We start from the raw sequence: 17,789 nt of genomic DNA on the forward strand, positions 1-17,789 counted from the left end.
CGGAAAGGACACTTTGTGATGCCGGAGCTCCCTGGTTTTCCGCGCCGTGCGGCGCTGCGCACGCTCGCCGGTGCGGCGCTCGCCCTTCCGGCGCTGGCCGGTCCGCTCGGCCAGTACGCCACTGCCGCGAGTCCGTTGTGGCATCCCGACCCGGTGAAGGACGGGCTGAAGGCGTTCGAGGGCGTCGAGGCTGATCGCGGCGGTTTGCATCCGGACCGGAAGTACGTGGTGGTGGAAGGGAATCACTACCGGTACAACATCTGGCGCGACGACCGGGACACCACCGGCGGCGGGGACCGGCAGCGGACCGAGACCAAGGGCATGGTGCAGAACGGTGCCGTGCTGAAGATGCACGACGGCGAGACGTGGACCCTGTCCTACGAGATGTACATCCCGGCGAGCCTGCACGGGACGAGCCGGTTCACGCACATCTTCCAGACGAAGACCCCGGCGACGAACGCGGGTCCGTGGGTGACGCTCGATCTGGTCCGGGACGGCGGTGTGGAGATGATTTCCGCTCGCGCGTACGCGAATCCGGGCTCGCCGTCGATCGCCGCGGCGAAGCTGGCTCCGTTGCGGGACAAGTGGATCACGATCGAATGGACGCTCACTCCGGGCGACGCGGGCGCGGCGGCGTGCGTGATCCGCAGCGGCGCCGGGGCGGGGGCGCCGATCGCCGCGCAAGGCCGCCGGACCGGGGTGAAGCTGCCGGATCAGGGCGACTACGTGCGGCCGAAGTGGGGCATCTACCGTTCGGTCGAGAGCGATCCGGCGGACATTCTCGACACGTATCTGCTGTTCCGGAATTACCGCGCGGATCGCGAGTAGACCCGGCGGGCGGTGGTCCCGGCGCGGAACCGGGACCACCGCTTCACGCGGACTTGGCGGGGTTTTCCGGGAGGAATTCCTCGTCCTTCGGCTTCTTCCGCCACGCGGCGACGAGGCCGAGCGGGTCGGGACGCAGCAGCGACGCGGCGGCGTAGAGGCTGACCACGACGACGATCGCGATGAACCACCAGTCGTAGAGCGCCTGCTCCCCCGTCGGGTAGTACACAAGCGTCACGAACACCGAGATGGCCACGATCGCCGACAGGTTGCGCCGTTCCCACGGGAACGCGGAGATCAGCACGAAGCCCCAGGTGAGGTACCAGGGCAGGGTCGGCGGCATGAGGATCGCGACGGCCAGCAGCGTGATCGCGGCGCGGTAGACGGCTTCCTTGCCGCCGCCGCGGGCGAGCCACCATTGCCGGATGCCGAACACGCCGAGGCCGATCATCGCGATGGTGCGGGCGACGGTGACGAACGGCGAGGGCTGGACGTTGGCGATGATGTGGACGAGGTTGTAGACGGCCTCGCCGATGCCGCTGGGGAAGTTCAGCCAGTTGGTGATGAGCTGCGGGGCCTTGAGGCCGGACCACCAGCCGAGGTTGAGCGAGCCGAGCGACACCCAGGTGCCGACGACGAACACCGGCAGGAACAGCGCCACCGACGCGGCCCCGGCCTTGAAGAAGTTCTTCGTCTTCGACGGACCGGCCATGTCCGCGGCCCACATCCACACCATGAACGGCAGCGCGACGGCGGCGGTCGGTTTGATCAGCATCCCGACGGTGACGAGCACGACCGCGATAACGTGCTTGCGTTCGAGCGCGGCGAGCATGCCGATGGTGAGGAAGCCGAGCATCATCAGGTCGTTGTGCGGGCCGCCGAAGAGGTGGATGACCATCATCGGGCTGGCGACCGCGACCCACAGCGCGACCGGTAGCTTCCCGCCGAGGTGCTTGACGAGCCGGGGCAGCGCCCACAGCGTCATGCCGAGCCCGACGAGCAGCACGAGCCGGGTGAGGATGACGCCGGCGATCATGTGGTCCTGGGTGATCGCGACGATGCCCTTGGAGATCAGCAGGAACAGCGGCCCGTACGGGGCGGGCGTGGTCTGCCACAGCGGGTGCACGTTCTGCACGACGTTCGGCAGCACCGGCAGCTCGGCGGGGCCGTTGGCGTACGGGTCGAGCCCGTAGAGCAGCTGCGCGCCCTGGCCGAGGTAGGAGAAGACGTCGCGGGTGAACAGCGGCGGCGACACGATCAGCGGCGCCATCCAGCACAGCGCGGCGATCAGGATCGGCTTGCTGCCGATGCGGCCGGCCAGCGCGTAGCGGCCGAGCCGGACCCACGCCCACACGACCAGGCCGAAGCCGCTGTAGAGCAGCGCGTTGGCGAGCGCCCGGCCGTGGCCGTAGCGGACCCAGGACAGCGGGCCGTGGCCGAGGACGGGGTCGCGGATGAGGATGCCGCCGGCGCCGAGCGCCGCCAGCATCAGAAGGGCGCTTCCGACCGTGCCCATCGCGATGGTCCGGTACGGGAAGCGCGCGGGTGCCAGGAACGGCCGGTCGAGAGTGCCGGCGTTCGGCTGCGCGTTGTCGGTAGTGGTGGCCATTTCGATCCAGGAGATTACCGGGTGCAGTCGGCTGGCCCCCGCACGGGCTCCGGGCGCGCGGTGTTCGTCGCGCGCCCGGAACGGGCCGCGGTCAGCGGTCGGCCGCGGTCCGCTGCGCGGTGCCCCCGGGGAGCGCCGCGAGCAGCGACTTCGTGTACTCGTGCTGCGGGTCGAGCAGGACTTGTTCGACGGTACCGGTCTCCACGAGTTCGCCGCGGTACATCACCGCGACCCGGTCGGCGATGTTCCAGGCCAGGCCGAGGTCGTGGGTGATGACGAGCGCGGAAAGACCCAGCTGGCGGCGCAGCCGGAGCAGCAGCGCGAGGATCTCGCCGCGCACCGACGCGTCCAGCGACGCCACCGGTTCGTCGGCGAGCAGCAGCGACGGTTCGAGCGCGAGGGCTCCGGCGATGACGACGCGCTGGCGCTGGCCGCCGGACAGTTCGTGCGGCAGCCGGTCGAGGTACTTCTCCGGCGGGCGCAGTTCGGCGGATTCGAGCGCTTTGAGCACGACGTCGCGTTCGCCGCGCAGGCCGTGGATCCGCGGGCCTTCGGCGACCGCCTCGTACACCGTGTGGGCCGGGTTCAGCGCGCTCGTCGGGTCCTGGAGCACGAGCTGGACTTCCCGCCGGTACGCGCGCAGCCCGGCCCCGGACGACGGCATCGGCTTGCCCGCGTAGCGGACCGCGCCGGAGTCGGCTTTCTGCAGGCCGAGCAGCGTGCGGGCGAGGGTGGTCTTGCCGGAGCCGGACTGTCCGACCAGCGCGACGATCTCGTCCCGCCGGACCTCCAGGTTCACCCCGTTGACGGCGTGGATCCGCTTGCCTTTGCGGTCGCGGAACGCGACGTGCAGGTTCTCGGCGGCGAGCAGCGGGGATTCGCCGGCGCCGGTGCGTTCCTCCGGTTCCGGCGGCAGCGGGGTGGCGGTGGCCGGGGCGTAGCGCGAGACCGGGTCGCCGACCGTCGGGAACGCCGCGGCGAGCGCCTTGCTGTGTTCGTGCCGCGGCGAGGACATCAGCTCGGCGCTCGGGCGTTCCTCGACGAGTTCGCCGTCGTACATCACCGCGATGCGTTCGCACGTGGCGGCGAGCACGGACAGGTCGTGGCTGATCATGATCAGCCCGATGCCGCGTTCGGCGACCAGTTTCGACAGCACGGACAGCACCTGGGCCTGCACGACGACGTCGAGCGCGGTGGTCGGTTCGTCGGCGATCACCAGCCGCGGTTCGCAGGCCAGCGCCATCGCGATCATCACGCGCTGTTTCTGCCCGCCGGACAGTTCGTGCGGGTACGCGCCGGCCCGCGAGCGCGGCAGGTCGACCTGCTCGAGCAGTTCCGTCACCCGTGCCTGCACCTGTGCTTCGGACGGCGCTTTGCCCTCGGGTGCGTGCAGCCGGATCGGTTCGGCGATCTGCTCGCCGACGCGGCGGACCGGGTTGAGCGCGTGCATCGCGCCCTGGAACACCACCGACGCCTCGGCCCAGCGGACCGCGCGCAGCCGTCCCCAGCGCATGTCGTTGACGTCCTCGCCGTCGAGCAGGATCTCGCCGGTGATCTTCGCGCTGCGCGGGAGGAGCCGGAGCACGCTCATCGCGACGGTGGATTTGCCGGAGCCGGACTCCCCCGCGACGCCGAGCGTGCCGCCCGCGTCGAGGCTCAGGCCGACGCCGCGGACCGCGGGGACGTCGCCGCCGCCGGTGCGGTAGGTGACGCCGAGGTTTTTCAGTTCGAGCAGCGCGGTCACGAGTGCCGTCCTTTGAGCCGCGGGTTCAGCACGGTTTCGAGGCCGCGTCCGACGAGGGTGAACATCAGCACGACGAGCACGATCGCGATGCCCGGCGGCAGCAGGTTCCACCAGGCGCCGCGGGTGACCGCGCCGTTGTTGAGCGCGGTTTCCAGCATCGCGCCCCAGGAGATCGAGGTGGGGTCGCCGACGCCGAGGAACGAGAGGGTCGCGTCGGCGATGACCGCGTTGCCGACCACGAGGGTGGTGTTGGCGAGCACGAGCGGGGCGACGCCGGGCAGCACGTGTTTCGCGACCACGTGCAGATGGCCGCCGCCGAGCGCGCGGGCGCGTTCGATGTAGGGGCGGCTTTCGATGGTGAGCGTCTGGGCGCGGACCAGCCGGGCGGTGCTCGGCCAGGCGGTGACGCCGATGGCGAGCACGATGGTCCAGATCCCTTGCGGCAGCACGGCCGACAGCGCGATCGCCAGCACCAGCGAGGGCAGCACGAGGAAGAAGTCGGTGAACCGCAACAGGATCGCCGACACCCAGCCGCCGAAGTGCGCGGCGGTGATGCCGATCAGGGTGCCGATGAACACGCTGAGCGCGGTCGCGCAGAACCCGACGAGCAGCGAGATCCGGGTGCCCCACACCGTCATCAGGAGAACCGAGCGGCCGTCGATGTCGGTGCCGAGCCAGAACTGGCTGTCCGGCGGGCTGAGCGGTTTCCCGGTGACGCGGGTGACGTCCAGGCCGCTCTGGTCGCTGATCAGCGGCAGCAGCAGAGCGAGCAGCACGGTGAGCACGAGCAGGAAAAGCCCGGCGAGTGCGGCTTTCTGGGTCGCGAACTCGTGCCAGGTGCGGGCGATTCCGGCGCGGCGGCGGCGCCACGCGATCGCGCGCGCGCTTTCGGCGGCGGCGGCCACAGAGGTTGTCATGCGGAACGCACCCTCGGGTCGAGCACGCGGTAGAGCAGCTCCGCGAACAGGTTCATCAGGACGACGGCACTGGCGAGGACGAGGAAAACCCCTTGCAGCACCGGCAGATCCGGGCCGTGCAGCGCGTCGTAGGTGAGCTGGCCGAGCCCTGGCCAGCTGAACACCGCTTCGACGGTGACCGCGCCGGCGACCACCGTGCCGAACTGCATGAAGATCAGCGTCACCGTGGGCAGCAGCGCGTTCGGGACCGCGTGCCGTCGCCGGACGAGGTCGTCGCGCAGGCCTTTCGCGCGGGCGGTGGTGAGGTAGTCGGCGTTCATCTCGCCGAGCAGCGACGAGCGCATCACCAGCATGTACTGCGCGTAGAACACCGCGAGCAGCGTCAGACACGGCAGGATCAGGTGGTGCAGCACGTCGAGGCTCTGGGCGAGGAAGCCGGGCCCGGCGTCGGGCGAGTGCATGCCGCGGCTGGGGAAGAGCCCGTTGGTGGCCACGAGCAGCAGCAGGCCGAGCCAGAACTGCGGGACCGACCAGAAGGTCAGCGCGATCCCGGTCTGCGCGCGGTCGAAGAAGCTGTCGCGCTTCCACGCCGCGCGGATGCCGAGCCACAGCCCGAGCGCGACGGCCAGGACGGTCGCGCTGCCGACGAGCAGCACGGTCGGCCAGAGCCGTTCGCCGATCATGTCCAGCACGGGGCGGCGTTCGATGTAGGACTCGCCGAAGTCGCCTTGGAACAGGCCGACGAAGTAGTTCCCGAACTGCGCCAGAACGGGCTTGTCGATGCCGAGCCGTTCGCGCAGCTCGGCGATCTGGCCGGGGTCGGTGGGCCGTTCGCGGGCCATGAACGCGACCGGGTCGCCGGGCAGCAGGCGGAACAGGAAGAACCCGAGGACGATCACCAGGAACACGCTGGCGACCGCCTCGGCGATCTTCGTGAGGACGAACCGGAGGGTCCCGGTCCCGCCTCGGCGCTCGTCGGGATCGGCGAGCACCGAGGCCTGGTCGGGGGCTAAAGCTTGGCTCACCCGCGACTCCCCTTCCGCTGGACGGACTCGCGCGCCGTGAAGGACTCCTTGAGGGACTTAGATTCCCTCAAGGGGCCCTTCACGGACCGCCGGGCCGGAGCAGGCGACTGGCGGAACATCGGATTCACTCCCGGTCGTCGGCGGACTTGCCGCGGCGGGACAGCGCGACGCCGCCGCCCACGAGCACGACGAGCACCACCGCGCCGACGATGATCCACACGGTCGGGCCGGACCCGCTGTCCGAGGAAGCGGCCGAAGCGTCGGCCGGGACCGCGCCGTACACGCCCCAGTAGCCGGTCTGCTCGAGGATCGAGCCTTCGGGCTGCGGCTGCTTGCCGAACGAGGAGAACTTGTCGGAGCGGTAGGCCTCGAGCGCGTTGTCGTAGTCGTAGACGACGTTCACGGCCTGGCTGTACAGCCGCGCCTGCGCCTGCTTCACGTAGCCGGCGCGGACGGCCGGGTCGGTTTCCGCGAGCTGCTTGGCGTAGAGCGCGTCGTACTGCGGGTCGCAGAAGAACGTGTCGGTGGTGCCGCCCTTGCCCTGGGCGTTCGGCCGCGCGGCGCAGGTGTGCAGGGCCAGCGAGTAGTCCGGGTCCGGGTTGTTCGCGTAGCCGGAGATGGCGAGGTCGTAGTTGCCCGCGTTGGTGCGGTCGTTCAGCTCGTCGTCGGAGACGAGTTCCTGTTTGACCGAGATGCCGATGTCGTGCAGCCAGCCGGTGATGTACTGGGCGAGGCGCTGGTCGGGCGCGCGGTTCGCGTGTCCGGTGAGGCGCAGTTCGAGCCGTGCGCCGCCGGGCGCGGTGCGGATGCCGTCCTGGCCCTTCGGGTAACCGGCTGCGTCGAGCGCGGCGTTCGCGGCGGCGAGGTCGAACTTGCGCGCCTCCCCCGGCGCCGGATCCCAGTGGTAGGCGGAGTAGATCGGCGGGATCACGCCGCCGCCGGGCTGGGCGTAGCCGCCGGCGACCTTGTCCACGATCGTCTTCGTGTCGATCGACTGCGCGATCGCCTGGCGCACCCGGATGTCCTTGAGCACCGGGTTGCCGTTGCCGATCGGCTTGTTCTCGGAGTTCTCGACGCCGAAGTTGAGGTTGAGCGCGTTGTAGCGGCGGCCGGGAGCCTTGTTCAGCTCGATGTTCGGCTGGCCTTTGAGCGCGTCGAACTGGGTCGGGGTGAGCCGGTTGATCACGTCGACCTCGCCCTGTTTGAGGGCGTTCACCGCGGCCTCGACGTCCTTGAACACCAGCAGCTGCAGCTCGTCGACCTTCGGCGCGCCGCGCCAGTAGTTCTTGTTGGCCTTGAACTTGACGTACTCGTTCTGCTTGTACTCGGTGATCTGGTATGGCCCGTCGTCGACGCCGACGACGGGGATCGTGTCGGTCTTCGGGTCGCTCAGGTCCTTGATCCGCGACCACACGTGCTCGGGCACGATCGGGACGTCGAGCAGGGTCATCGTCGACTGGACGGTCTTGGTCTTGATCACCAGCGTGGTGTCGTCCGGCGCGGCGACCGACTCGAAGCTCGCGACGTAGTTGCCGTTCGCGGTGCGCGCGGTGGAGTCGGTGAGCATCCGGTTGAAGGTGAACGCGGCGTCCTTCGCGGTGACCGGCTGCCCGTCGGACCACTTCGCGCCCTGGCGGATCTTGAACGTCCAGGTCAGCTTGTCCGGCGACGTCGTCCACGATTCGGCGAGCGCGGGGGCGGCCTCGGCCTTGTCCTCCGACGGGATCGTCAGGAATTCGTAGATGAACCGGCCGACCTGGGTCGACGCGGCGAGCCCGGCGGTGAACGGATTCAAGTGGTCGATACCAGTGGTCAGGGCGACTCGCAGCACCTTCGGCGGGCTCTGCTGTTGTGCCCGCTGTTCCGCCACCGCGGTGCCTGCCAACGGCAGAATCGCCAACGTTCCTGCCATCGCGACACCGAAAACGCGGCGCAATGCGCGCTGCGTGCGCTTATTTCGCACTTGAGAACCACCCCATCGTCCATCCCCGACCCCAGAGACGAAAAGTAACCACATACCGCGGGAAGTGCGCAATATGTGACGGCGCCGGTGCGTGTCCGATCGTTATGGTCGCGGAGCCGATCACTAGAGTGCTGCCTAATGTTTATGTCAAGCAGCGGTAGCCGTGGTGTGTCGGTAGTCGGCCTGGTAAGGCTGGCGGGTGCGCAGGAGCGCGTAGAGGACGTTGATGCGTCGTCGGGCCAGCGCGATCAGTGCCTGGTGATGGCGCTTCCCTTCGGCGCGTTTGCGCTGGTAGAAAGCTTTGCTGAGTGGGTCGGTGCGGATCGCGCAGAACGCGGACTGGTAGAAGATGAACTTCAGGTGTTTGCTGCCGGCGGTGGCTCGCCGCAGGTAGTTCATCTTCCCGGACTGCTGCAGGACCGGCGCGAGGCCGGCGGCCGAAGCGAGCTGATCGGCGCTGGTGAAGCGGTCCAGGTTTCCTGCCTCCGCGAGGAATTCCGCGGTCAGGGTGGCCCCCATCCCCGGCAGGCTTCGGACGAGGGCCGCGTCAGGGTGGCGGTCGAGCCCGTCGGCGATCTGGTTCTCCAGTTCGCCGATGCGGTGCCGGGCCGCGATCGCGTCGGTGGCGAACTCGCGGGCGAACTCGGCCATGCGCTTCTGCCCGGGAACGATCACATGCTGGGCCTGAGCGGCCGCAATCGCCTTGCCTGCCAAGGGTTCGGCATAGCTGCGGCGGACGCCCGCGGCCAGCATGTGATCGATCAGGCCGTCGCGTCCGGCTTCGCGGACCTCTTCCGGTGTGACGAAGCGGACCAGAAGCCGCAGGTCGCTGAGGTTGGTCACGTCCACGACGCGTTCCAGGCCGGGGAAGAACCCAGCCAGGGTTTCGCGCAGCCGGTTGAGGCGGCGGGTCTGATCGATGACGAGTTCACGGCGTCGGGAGACCAGCATCCGCAGGTCGAGGGTGATGTCGTCCTCGGCGGTGACGATGCGCCAGTCGTCGCGCAGGCGCAGCTGGTCGGCGATGGTGGCCGCGTCGCGGGGATCGGATTTGGCTTCGCCGCCCTTGCTGGCGCGGCGGGCTCGGTTGACCACCAGGCCCGGGACGTGGACCAGGCGGACACCTGCCTCCAGCAGCATGGCGGTCAGCAAGCTGGCCACTCCGCCCATCAGGTCGATCGCGGCGGTGAGCTCGCCGTGCTCGGCTTCGGCCTGGCGCAGCTGGGCGATCAGGGCGTCGATGCTGTCCGGGTCGTTGTCGACGCGCCGGGAGAGCAGGACTTTCCCGGTCTCGGCGGCGACGATCGCGACCCAGTGGAACTCCTTGGCGACATCGATGCCTGCTTTTACTGCCATCGAACCTCCGGTCGATCACACGGTGTGGTGCGTCCCGATTCCGCCGTCAACGCCCTACATAGCGATGGTTCGCAGTGCCTAATCAGCGGTCAGAACCAGGTGGTGGAGCGGGCGGCACAGCACTCTGAACCATCACCGGCAGCAGGCATGAAAGCCATACCCGCTCCACCTGCATCCGCCGATCCTCGCGGACCGCGGACATCCCTGAAAGGTAGGGCGGGCATGCGGATCCTGATCTCGGCCGACATGGAAGGCGCCACGGGGGTCACCTGGACCGACGACGTCGTGCCCGGGAGCCCGCAGTGGCAGCGGTTCCGGCGCATGTTCACCGGCGACGTCAACGCGGTGCTGGCCGGCCTGTACGCGGGGGGCGCGAGCGACGTGCTCGTCAACGAGGCGCATTCGTCGCAGCGCAACCTGCTGCTGGAAGACCTCGACGAACGCGCGCGGATGCTGACCGGGCGGCACAAGCCGCTGTCGATGATGCAGGGCATCGATTCCGGTGTGGACGGTGTGGTGTTCCTCGGCTACCACGCCGGGGCGGGGTTCGACGGCGTCCTTTCGCACACGTACCTGGAGAACCAGATCACCGGCGTGTGGCTGGACGACGTGCCGGCGAGCGAGGGCAGGCTGAACGCGGCGATGGCCGGCGAGTACGGCGTGCCGGTGCTGCTGGTCAGCGGCGACGACCAGACCTGCGAGGACGCGCGCGACTACGCGCCGCACGCGGAACTGGTGCAGGTCAAGGAATGCGTGAGCCGGTACGCGGCGATCTGCCTGCCGCCGGCGCGCACGGCACGGCTGCTGGAAAGCGGCGCGCGCGAGGCGATGGCGCGCGCCGGACGCGTCGAGCGGACGCCGGGACGGCACCGGATCGAGGTCGAGTTCGACGCGAGCCATCTGGCGCAGGCGACCGCGGTGATCCCGACCGTGGAGCAGACCGGGACGCGCCGGGTCGCGTTCGAGGCGCCGAGCATGACCGAGGCGATGAAGGCGTTCAAGGTGGTCACGGCCATCGCGGCGGGGGCGGTGCAGGGCATTTATGGCTGAGATCGACGTTGTTTCGCTGTGCGCGGACCTGATCCGGTTCGACACCACCAACTACGGCGGAGGCGAGGCCGCGGGCGAACGCCTCGCCGCCGAGTACGTTGCCGAATTCCTCGGCCAGTACGGGGTTTCGGCGCGGATTCTGGAGCCCGAACTCCAGCGTTCGAACGTGGTCGCGCGGATCCCGGGCACCGATCCGACGCTGCCCGCGCTGCTCGTGCAGGGGCATCTGGACGTGGTGCCCGCGGCCGCGGCCGATTGGTCTGTACCGCCGTTTTCCGGCGAGGTGCGAGACGGGTTCCTGTGGGGCCGCGGCGCGGTCGACATGAAGGATTTCTGCGCGATGGTGCTGGCCGCCGTCGCGTCCGGGCTGCGGCCGCGGCGGGATCTCGTGCTGGCGTTCGTGGCCGACGAGGAGGACCGCGGCGACTACGGCGCGCACTGGCTGGTCAAGGAGCACGCGGACCTGTTCGAGGGCTGCGCGGCGGCGATCAGCGAATCCGGCGGGTACAGCTACCACGTGTCCGCCTCCGACGGCCGGAAAGTGCGGCTGTACCCGGTCGCCACGGCTGAGCGCGGCACCGCGCACCTGCGGCTGACCGCGCGCGGACGGGCCGGGCACGGGTCGCGGCCGAACTCGGAGAACGCGATCGTGCGGCTGGTCGGGGCGTTGCGGCGGATCGCCGAGCATCGCTGGCCGGTGCAGCTGACGCCGACCGTGCGCGCGTTCCTGGAACGCACTGGTGCGGCGTTGGGCGTGCCGGTGGATCTTTCGTCGGGTGACGCGGTGGACGAAACCGTGGCGCGGCTGGGGACGGCCGGGTCGCTGGTGGTGCCGACGGTGCGCAACAGCACCACGCCGACGATGCTCGACGCCGGATACAAGGTGAACGTGATCCCATCGACCGCGACCGCGCAGGTCGACGTCCGGGTGTTGCCGGGGACCGAGGACGAGCTGTTCGCGGTGCTGGATTCGTTGCTGGGCGAGGGTGTCACACGGGAATTCGTGGCGCATCAGCCACCGGTGCAGGCTCCGGTCGATTCGCCGTGGTTCGACGCGATGGCCGGCGCGCTGCGGGCGGAGGACCCGGAGGCGGTCGTGGTGCCGTACTGCATGGGCGGCGGGACGGACGCGAAAGCGTTCACGCAGCTGGGGATGGCGTGCTACGGCTTCGCTCCCCTGGCGCTGCCGGAAGGCTTCCCGTACCGGGCGATGGCGCACGGCGTGGACGAGCGGGTTCCGGTCGACGGGCTGCGGTTCGGCACGCGGGTGCTGACGCGGTTCCTGGAGTCCTGCTGAGCGGTCAGGCGCTGACGCGCCGGATCGTCGCGAGCCAGGCGGGAAGCCCGTCCGGCGCGAATCGCGCGAGGATCCGGCTGTCGCGCATTGTCTCGATCTGCCAACCGGTTTCGCGGGTGAACGGCGCTTCGAACTCCGCGCGGGTGACGGGATGCGGCCCGGAGCCGGCGCCCGCGTCGCGGAAGCACAGGACGTGCAGCCTCGCGCCCGGTTCGGTGACGGACGCGAGGCTGGCGACGTAGGTCTCGCGTTCCCGGGCGTCGAGGGTGTGGAACAGGCCGCAGTCGAGGACGGTGTCGAAGGTCCGGTTCAACGCGGACAGCCGGAACGCGTCGCCGACCGCGAACTCGGCCGCGAGACCGCGGTCGCGGGCCTTCTCTTTCGCTTGCGCGACAGCGGTTTCCGCCACGTCGATGCCCACAATGGACAGTCCGGCCGCGGCGAGGTGCAGCGCGTTCTCGCCGGTGCCGCATCCGGCGTCGAGAACCGTGCCGCGGAACGCGCCCTCCTCGGCGGCGAGTTCCGCGATCGCCGGTTGCGGGCGGCCGAGGTCCCACGGCGGGCGACCGTCCTGATAGGACTCGTCCCACGGACGGCCGGCGTGGCGTTCGTGGCTCGTGGCGGGACGGTCCTCGGACATCAGCGGGTGAACTCCGCCCACCAGCGGCTGTCGTCGCGGACGCGCTCCAGCGAGGTCAGGGTGACGCCGTCGCGGGCGAAGGACTCGACCTCGGCCTTGCTGAGCGGCCACGGCGGCCCGGACCAGGTGGCGAGGTCGATGTTTTCCTCGGCGACCGCGCCGACGACGAGCGTTCCGCCCGGGGCGACGAACCCGGACACCGAGGCGATGGCCGGGTCGTGGGCGTCCTTCGGCATCGACTGGACGGTCATGATCTCCACGACCAGGTCGAAGGCGTAGTGGAATTCCGCGGGCGGGGTGAGCAGGTCCGCGGTGCGGTAGGAGACGACGGTGTCCGGGAAGCGGTTGAGCACGGCTTTGATCGCGCTGGGCGACACGTCGAAGGCGGACGTCTCGTATCCGGCGGCGGCGAGGAGCTCGGCGTCGTCGGCCATCCCGCACCCGACGACGAGCGCGCGGCGTCCGTTGCCCGGCCGCTCGGCGACCCACGCGGCGAGTTCCGGCGAGGGCTCGCCGCGGTACCACGGCAGGACGGCCTCGCCCGCTTCCGCCGCGGCGTAGAGGGGCTCGAACCACCCGGTGGGGTCGCCGTTGGCGAGGGCGAGTCCGGCCCGGCGGCGGGCCTCCTCGTCGGGATCGATGGCGTCGTCTGGCATGACCACTGTTATACCCGCCGGACCCGGGCGCCGGTGCGCTCGACCGGCCGCGCGCGGGCCCTGGCGGCCGGCGCCGAAGTCCGTGACGGCGCCCCTGAGGAAAGCTGAGCCTCACCGACGGTCCGCGGGAGCCGGCGGGCGCGGGCGACACCCGGTTGCCGTAACGGCGACCCTCGGTGGTTGTCCGTTTCCGGTCAGGATTGCGGGGCGGCCTTGACATCGATGTCACCCGCGAGTTGAGCTTCCGGGGCCCCGGGATTTCCGAGTCCCGGGCCCCCGATCCCCTGACCAACTGGGAGCAATGATGCCCCGAAGCGCCAGACCGTTGCACGCCGTGCTCGCCGCGGCGGTGGCGGCGGCGGGCCTGGTCGTCCTGCCCGCCGCGGCCGGTGCCGCGCCGGGCGAGGCCGCCCCGCCGGACTTCGTTTCCTCGTTCGAGCCGAACGATCCGCAACCGATCCAGGACGCTGTCGACACCGATGCCGCCGGGAAGCCGCGCGCCTCGGGCGTCAACGGCGCGAACGGGACCACGATCCCCGGCGACATCCGGGGCAAGATCACCGACATCACCGCGACCAGCGAGAACACCGGCGGCGGCGAGGTCGCCGCGAACCTGGTCGACGGCAGCACCGCCACGAAGTGGCTGTCGTGGGACCCGACCGCGTCGGTCACGTTCACGCTGTCCGCGCCGACCGCGATCACGCACTACGCGGTCAGCTCGGCCAACGACTTCCCCGGCCGGGACCCGCGGGACTGGACGCTGCAGGGCTCGAACGACGCGCAGCAGTGGACGGATCTGGACACGCAGTCCGGGCAGTCGTTCGCCAATCGCTTCCAGCAGAACGACTACAAGCTGGCCGCGCCGAGCGCCGCCTACACCTACTACCGGCTGAATGTCACGCGCAACAACGGCGACGACATCATGCAGATGTCCGAGCTGCTGCTGGCCAACGACGATCCGGCCCCGCCGCCGTTGCCGAACATGCGCAGCGTCGTGGACTCGGGCCCGACGTCCGGCTACACGAACAAGAACCGGGTCGGGTTCACCGGCAAGAAGGCGTTCCGCTACTCCGGCAGCCAGCCCGCCGCCGGGCACGGCTACTCCTACAACAAGATCTACGACGTCGACATCCCGGTGACCGGGACGAGCGAGCTGTCCTACAAGGTGCAGCCGCAGTTCGTCGAGGGCGATCTGAAGTACCCGAGCACGAACGTCGCGGTCGACCTGGACTTCACCGACGGCACGCATCTGCGCGACCTCGGCGCGACCGACCAGTACGGGTTCCCGCTGACGCCGGAGGGCCAGGGCGCGAGCAAGGTGCTCTACGCGAACCAGTGGAACCTGGTGCGTTCGGCGATCGGGCGGGTCGCGGCGGGCAAGACGATCGACCGGATCGCGATCGGCTACGACAACCCGAACGGCCCGGCGCAGTTCGCGGGCTGGCTGGACGATCTGAAGATCTCCGCGACGCCGACGCCGCCGGCCAGCACCCGGCCCAGCGACAACGTGCTGACCACGCGCGGCACCATGGCGAACGGCACGTTCTCGCGGGGGAACAACTTCCCGGCGACCGCGGTGCCGCACGGGTTCAACTTCTGGACGCCGGTGACCGACGCGGGTTCGGCGAGCTGGCTGTACAACTACCACTCGCAGAACAACGCGGACAATCTCCCGCAGCTGCAGGCGTTCAGCGTGAGCCACGAGCCGAGCCCGTGGATGGGCGACCGGCAGAGCTTCCAGGTGATGCCGTCGGCTGCGAGCGGGGTGCCGGACGCGAACCGCGACAAGCGGGCGCTGCCGTTCACGCACGACAACGAGGTGGCGCGGGCGCATTACTACGGCGTCACGTTCCAGAACGGGATCAAGACCGAGATCGCGCCGACCGATCACGCGGCGATGATGCGGTTCTCCTTCCCGGGCACGGATTCCAGCCTGATCTTCGACAACGTCAACAACTCCGGCGGGCTCACGCTCGACCCGGCGCACGGCACGCTGAGCGGGTACTCCGACGCCAAGAGCGGCTTGTCCGCGGGCGCGGGGCGGATGTTCGTCTACGCGACGTTCGACAAGCCCGTCACGACCGGCGGCAAGCTCACCGGGCAGAACCGGGACAACGTGACCGGCTACCTGCGGTTCGACGCGGGCGCGGACAAGACCGTGACGATGCGGATCGCGACGTCGCTGATCAGCGTGGACCAGGCGAAGAAGAACCTGGAGCAGGAGATCGCCCCGAACGCCGGGTTCGACCAGGTGCGCGACGCGGCGCAGCAGGCGTGGGACAAGCAGCTCGGCGTGATCGAGGTGCAGGGCGCGTCGAAGGACCAGCTGGAGACGCTGTACTCCAACCTGTACCGGCTGTTCCTGTACCCGAACGAGGGCTTCGAGAACGTCGGCACGAAGGAGGCGCCGAAGTACCAGTACGCCAGCCCGGTTTCGCCGAAGACCGGCGCCGACACCGCGACGCAGACCGGTTCGAAGGTCGTGGACGGCCAGACCTATGTGAACAACGGGTTCTGGGACACCTACCGCACGACGTGGCCGGCGTATTCGCTGCTCACGCCGGACATGTCGGGCAAGATGGTGGACGGTTTCGTGCAGCAGTACCGCGACGGCGGCTGGATCGCGCGCTGGTCCTCCCCCGGGTACGCGGACCTGATGACCGGCACGAGCTCGGACGTCGCCTTCGCCGACGCCTACCAGAAGGGCGTGACGAACTTCGACGTCAAGTCGGCCTATGACGCGGCGCTGAAGAACGCCACGGTGACGCCGCCGAACTCGGCGGTCGGCCGCAAGGGTCTGGACCAGTCGGAGTTCCTGGGCTACACGCCGAACTCGACCGGCGAGGGCTTCTCGTGGGCGATCGAGGGCTACGTCAACGACTTCGGCATCGCGAACCTGTCGAAGAAGCTGTACGACGAGGCCGCGGCGAACGACCCGCGCAAGGCGGAGTACCTGGAGAACTACCAGTACTTCACCAGCCGGGCGCAGCAGTACGTGAACCTGTTCGACCCGAGCACCGGGTTCTTCCAGGGCAAGGACGCGAGCGGGAAGTTCACGAAGGACAAGGCGTCCTACGACCCGCGGGTGTGGGGCGGGGACTACACCGAGACCGACGGCTGGAACATGGCCTTCACCGTGCCGCAGGACGGGCAGGGGCTGGCGAATCTCTACGGCGGCAAGGACAAGCTGGGCGCGAAGCTCGACCAGTTCTTCGCCGACCAGGAGACCGCGAACTACCCGGGCAGCTACGGCGGCACGATCCACGAGATGCGGGAGGCGCGGGACGTGCGGATGGGCCAGTACGGCCACTCCAACCAGCCCTCGCACCACATCCTCTACATGTACGACTACGCGGGCCAGCCGGCGAAGACGCAGGCGAAGGTGCGCGAAGCGGTGTCGCGGCTGTACACCGGCAGCGAATTGGGCCAGGGCTACCCGGGCGACGAGGACAACGGCGAGATGTCCGCGTGGTACGTGTTCAGCTCGCTGGGCTTCTACCCGCTGCAGATGGGCAGCCCGAACTACGCGATCGGGTCGCCGCTGTTCACCAAGGCGACCGTGCACCTGCCCGGCGGGGACCTGGTGATCAACGCGCCGAAGAACTCGGCGAAGAACGTCTACGTCCAGGGCCTGAAGGTCAACGGGAAGAACTGGACGTCGACGTCGCTGCCGCACGACGTGCTCGCCCACGGCGCCACGCTCGACTTCGACATGGGCCCGAACCCGTCGACGTGGGGCACCGGGCCGGACGACGCGCCGAAGTCGATCACCACGGGCGACGCGGTGCCGACGCCGCTGCACGACGAGACCGGGCCGGGGCTGGGCACGCTGTCCACTTCGGACGGTTCGGACGCGTCGGCGTTGCTGGACAACACCTCGCGCACGCAGGCGAAGGTGACCGGTGCGGTGCAGTACCAGCTGAAGTCGACGGACGAGGCGGTCACGCACTACACGCTCACCTCCGGCACGGATCCGGGCGACGCCAAGAGCTGGACGCTGAAGGGTTCGTATGACGGGAAGAACTGGACGGTCGCCGATCAGCAGACCGGCCAGTCGTTCCCGTGGCGGCAGCAGACCCGGGCGTTCGCGGTGAAGAACCCGGCGCACTACGCCTACTACCGGCTGGAGATCACCGCGACCACCGGCGGTCCGGCGACGCTGTCGGAGCTCGAGCTGCTGGGCCGTCCGGACGCGTCGTGCACGAAGACGCTGACCGGCGTGCAGAACGGTCCGCTGACGGTGTCGAGCGGCGTGGTGTGCCTGAACGGTGCGACGCTGTCGGGTCCGGTGAACGTGGAGCGCGGCGCTTCGCTGATCGTGCGCGGCGGCCAGATCACCGGCCCGGTCACGGCGGCCGGCGCGGCGCAGGTGGTGCTGAACCGGACGAAGGTGGCCGGTCCGGTGTCGATCACCGGCAGCACCGGTCCGGTGTCGATCGAGCTGACCGACATCTCCGGCCCGGTGAACCTGACCGGCAACCAGGGGCCGCTGATCACGAGCAGCACCGTGGGCGGGCCGCTGGCCTGCACGGGCAACGCCCCCGCCCCGACCGATCACGACCTCGCCAACACCGTCCGCGGCCCGTCCGCGGGGCAGTGCGCGCAGTTCTGATCGATTGTCCGTGAAGGGCTCCTTGAAGGAATCTGATTCCTTCAAGGAGCCCTTCACGGCGTTATTGGGTCGCTCCCCGATCCGGCGGCATGGGA

The 17,789-nt window shown here is 69.6% G+C and carries 12 protein-coding genes; 4 read left to right on the forward strand and 8 right to left on the reverse strand.

The features are described from left to right. The first annotated feature begins 18 nt into the window (after positions 1 to 18). Complete coding sequence (locus tag ATK30_RS41250) at positions 19 to 828, forward strand: hypothetical protein (protein ID WP_101440100.1); 810 nt, start codon at positions 19 to 21, stop codon at positions 826 to 828. A gap of 43 nt (positions 829 to 871) precedes the next feature. On the opposite strand, the gene mptB is transcribed toward ATK30_RS41250, so the two are convergent. The 6 genes from mptB to ATK30_RS41280 all read right to left on the reverse strand — a co-directional run bounded on the left by mptB (position 872) and on the right by ATK30_RS41280 (position 9,439). Continuing rightward, the gene (gene mptB, locus ATK30_RS41255) at positions 872 to 2,434 is read right to left on the reverse strand and encodes a polyprenol phosphomannose-dependent alpha 1,6 mannosyltransferase MptB (protein WP_101440101.1); all 1,563 of its coding nucleotides are present in this window, start codon (positions 2,432 to 2,434) and stop codon (positions 872 to 874) included. A 91-nt stretch (positions 2,435 to 2,525) separates the two neighbouring features. Beyond that, positions 2,526 to 4,178: a nickel ABC transporter ATP-binding protein NikE gene (gene nikE / locus ATK30_RS41260; protein WP_101440102.1), complete on the reverse strand. Its 1,653-nt coding sequence runs from the start codon at positions 4,176 to 4,178 to the stop codon at positions 2,526 to 2,528. Beyond that, positions 4,175 to 5,095: an ABC transporter permease gene (locus ATK30_RS41265; RefSeq protein WP_101440103.1), complete on the reverse strand. Its 921-nt coding sequence runs from the start codon at positions 5,093 to 5,095 to the stop codon at positions 4,175 to 4,177. The genes nikE and ATK30_RS41265 overlap by 4 nt, the downstream gene beginning before the upstream one ends. Beyond that, complete coding sequence (locus ATK30_RS41270; protein ID WP_101440104.1) at positions 5,092 to 6,120, reverse strand: ABC transporter permease; 1,029 nt, start codon at positions 6,118 to 6,120, stop codon at positions 5,092 to 5,094. Before ATK30_RS41270 ends, ATK30_RS41265 begins: the two co-directional genes overlap by 4 nt. A gap of 124 nt (positions 6,121 to 6,244) precedes the next feature. Next, positions 6,245 to 8,032: an ABC transporter substrate-binding protein gene (locus ATK30_RS41275; protein ID WP_167442083.1), complete on the reverse strand. Its 1,788-nt coding sequence runs from the start codon at positions 8,030 to 8,032 to the stop codon at positions 6,245 to 6,247. 198 nt (positions 8,033 to 8,230) lie between these two features. Further along, a complete protein-coding gene (locus ATK30_RS41280) occupies positions 8,231 to 9,439 on the reverse strand; it encodes an IS110 family RNA-guided transposase (RefSeq protein ID WP_091517282.1) in 1,209 nt (402 codons plus the stop codon). A gap of 222 nt (positions 9,440 to 9,661) precedes the next feature. Between ATK30_RS41280 and ATK30_RS41285 the strand changes: the two genes are divergently transcribed. Together ATK30_RS41285 and ATK30_RS41290 are read left to right on the forward strand one after the other, a co-directional pair. Beyond that, a complete protein-coding gene (locus ATK30_RS41285; protein WP_101440106.1) occupies positions 9,662 to 10,489 on the forward strand; it encodes a M55 family metallopeptidase in 828 nt (275 codons plus the stop codon). Next, entirely contained in the window at positions 10,482 to 11,786 is a 1,305-nt protein-coding gene (locus ATK30_RS41290; protein ID WP_101440107.1) for a M20/M25/M40 family metallo-hydrolase, read from the forward strand. The genes ATK30_RS41285 and ATK30_RS41290 overlap by 8 nt, the downstream gene beginning before the upstream one ends. 4 nt (positions 11,787 to 11,790) lie before the next feature. Here ATK30_RS41290 and ATK30_RS41295 read toward each other — a convergent pair whose 3' ends face one another. Both ATK30_RS41295 and ATK30_RS41300 read right to left on the reverse strand, forming a co-directional pair. After that, positions 11,791 to 12,426, reverse strand: coding sequence for a class I SAM-dependent methyltransferase (locus ATK30_RS41295; protein ID WP_101440108.1), 636 nt, complete (start codon positions 12,424 to 12,426; stop codon positions 11,791 to 11,793). Next, positions 12,426 to 13,082 carry a class I SAM-dependent methyltransferase gene (locus ATK30_RS41300; protein ID WP_101441343.1) on the reverse strand — a complete coding sequence of 219 codons (657 nt, stop codon included), beginning with the start codon at positions 13,080 to 13,082 and terminating at the stop codon, positions 12,426 to 12,428. Before ATK30_RS41300 ends, ATK30_RS41295 begins: the two co-directional genes overlap by 1 nt. Before the next feature lie 304 nt (positions 13,083 to 13,386). Here ATK30_RS41300 and ATK30_RS41305 point away from each other — a divergent pair, with 304 nt between their 5' ends. Continuing rightward, a complete protein-coding gene (locus ATK30_RS41305) occupies positions 13,387 to 17,694 on the forward strand; it encodes a GH92 family glycosyl hydrolase (RefSeq protein WP_101441344.1) in 4,308 nt (1,435 codons plus the stop codon). Positions 17,695 to 17,789: the final 95 nt, after the last annotated feature.

Origin of the sequence: Amycolatopsis echigonensis (assembly GCF_002846615.1) — a bacterium.
In the GTDB taxonomy this organism is placed as follows: domain Bacteria; phylum Actinomycetota; class Actinomycetes; order Mycobacteriales; family Pseudonocardiaceae; genus Amycolatopsis; species Amycolatopsis echigonensis.

What these genes read in the sequence shown, in the direction of transcription:
- ATK30_RS41250 (WP_101440100.1), top strand. Translation starts at nt 19, where the DNA reads ATGCCGGAGCTCCCTGGTTTTCCGCGCCGTGCGGCGCTGCGCACGCTC.
- mptB (WP_101440101.1), bottom strand. Translation starts at nt 2,434, where the DNA reads ATGGCCACCACTACCGACAACGCGCAGCCGAACGCCGGCACTCTCGAC.
- ATK30_RS41265 (WP_101440103.1), bottom strand. Translation starts at nt 5,095, where the DNA reads ATGACAACCTCTGTGGCCGCCGCCGCCGAAAGCGCGCGCGCGATCGCG.
- ATK30_RS41275 (WP_167442083.1), bottom strand. Translation starts at nt 8,032, where the DNA reads ATGGCAGGAACGTTGGCGATTCTGCCGTTGGCAGGCACCGCGGTGGCG.
- ATK30_RS41280 (WP_091517282.1), bottom strand. Translation starts at nt 9,439, where the DNA reads ATGGCAGTAAAAGCAGGCATCGATGTCGCCAAGGAGTTCCACTGGGTC.
- ATK30_RS41285 (WP_101440106.1), top strand. Translation starts at nt 9,662, where the DNA reads ATGCGGATCCTGATCTCGGCCGACATGGAAGGCGCCACGGGGGTCACC.
- ATK30_RS41290 (WP_101440107.1), top strand. Translation starts at nt 10,482, where the DNA reads ATGGCTGAGATCGACGTTGTTTCGCTGTGCGCGGACCTGATCCGGTTC.
- ATK30_RS41295 (WP_101440108.1), bottom strand. Translation starts at nt 12,426, where the DNA reads ATGTCCGAGGACCGTCCCGCCACGAGCCACGAACGCCACGCCGGCCGT.
- ATK30_RS41300 (WP_101441343.1), bottom strand. Translation starts at nt 13,082, where the DNA reads ATGCCAGACGACGCCATCGATCCCGACGAGGAGGCCCGCCGCCGGGCC.
- ATK30_RS41305 (WP_101441344.1), top strand. Translation starts at nt 13,387, where the DNA reads ATGCCCCGAAGCGCCAGACCGTTGCACGCCGTGCTCGCCGCGGCGGTG.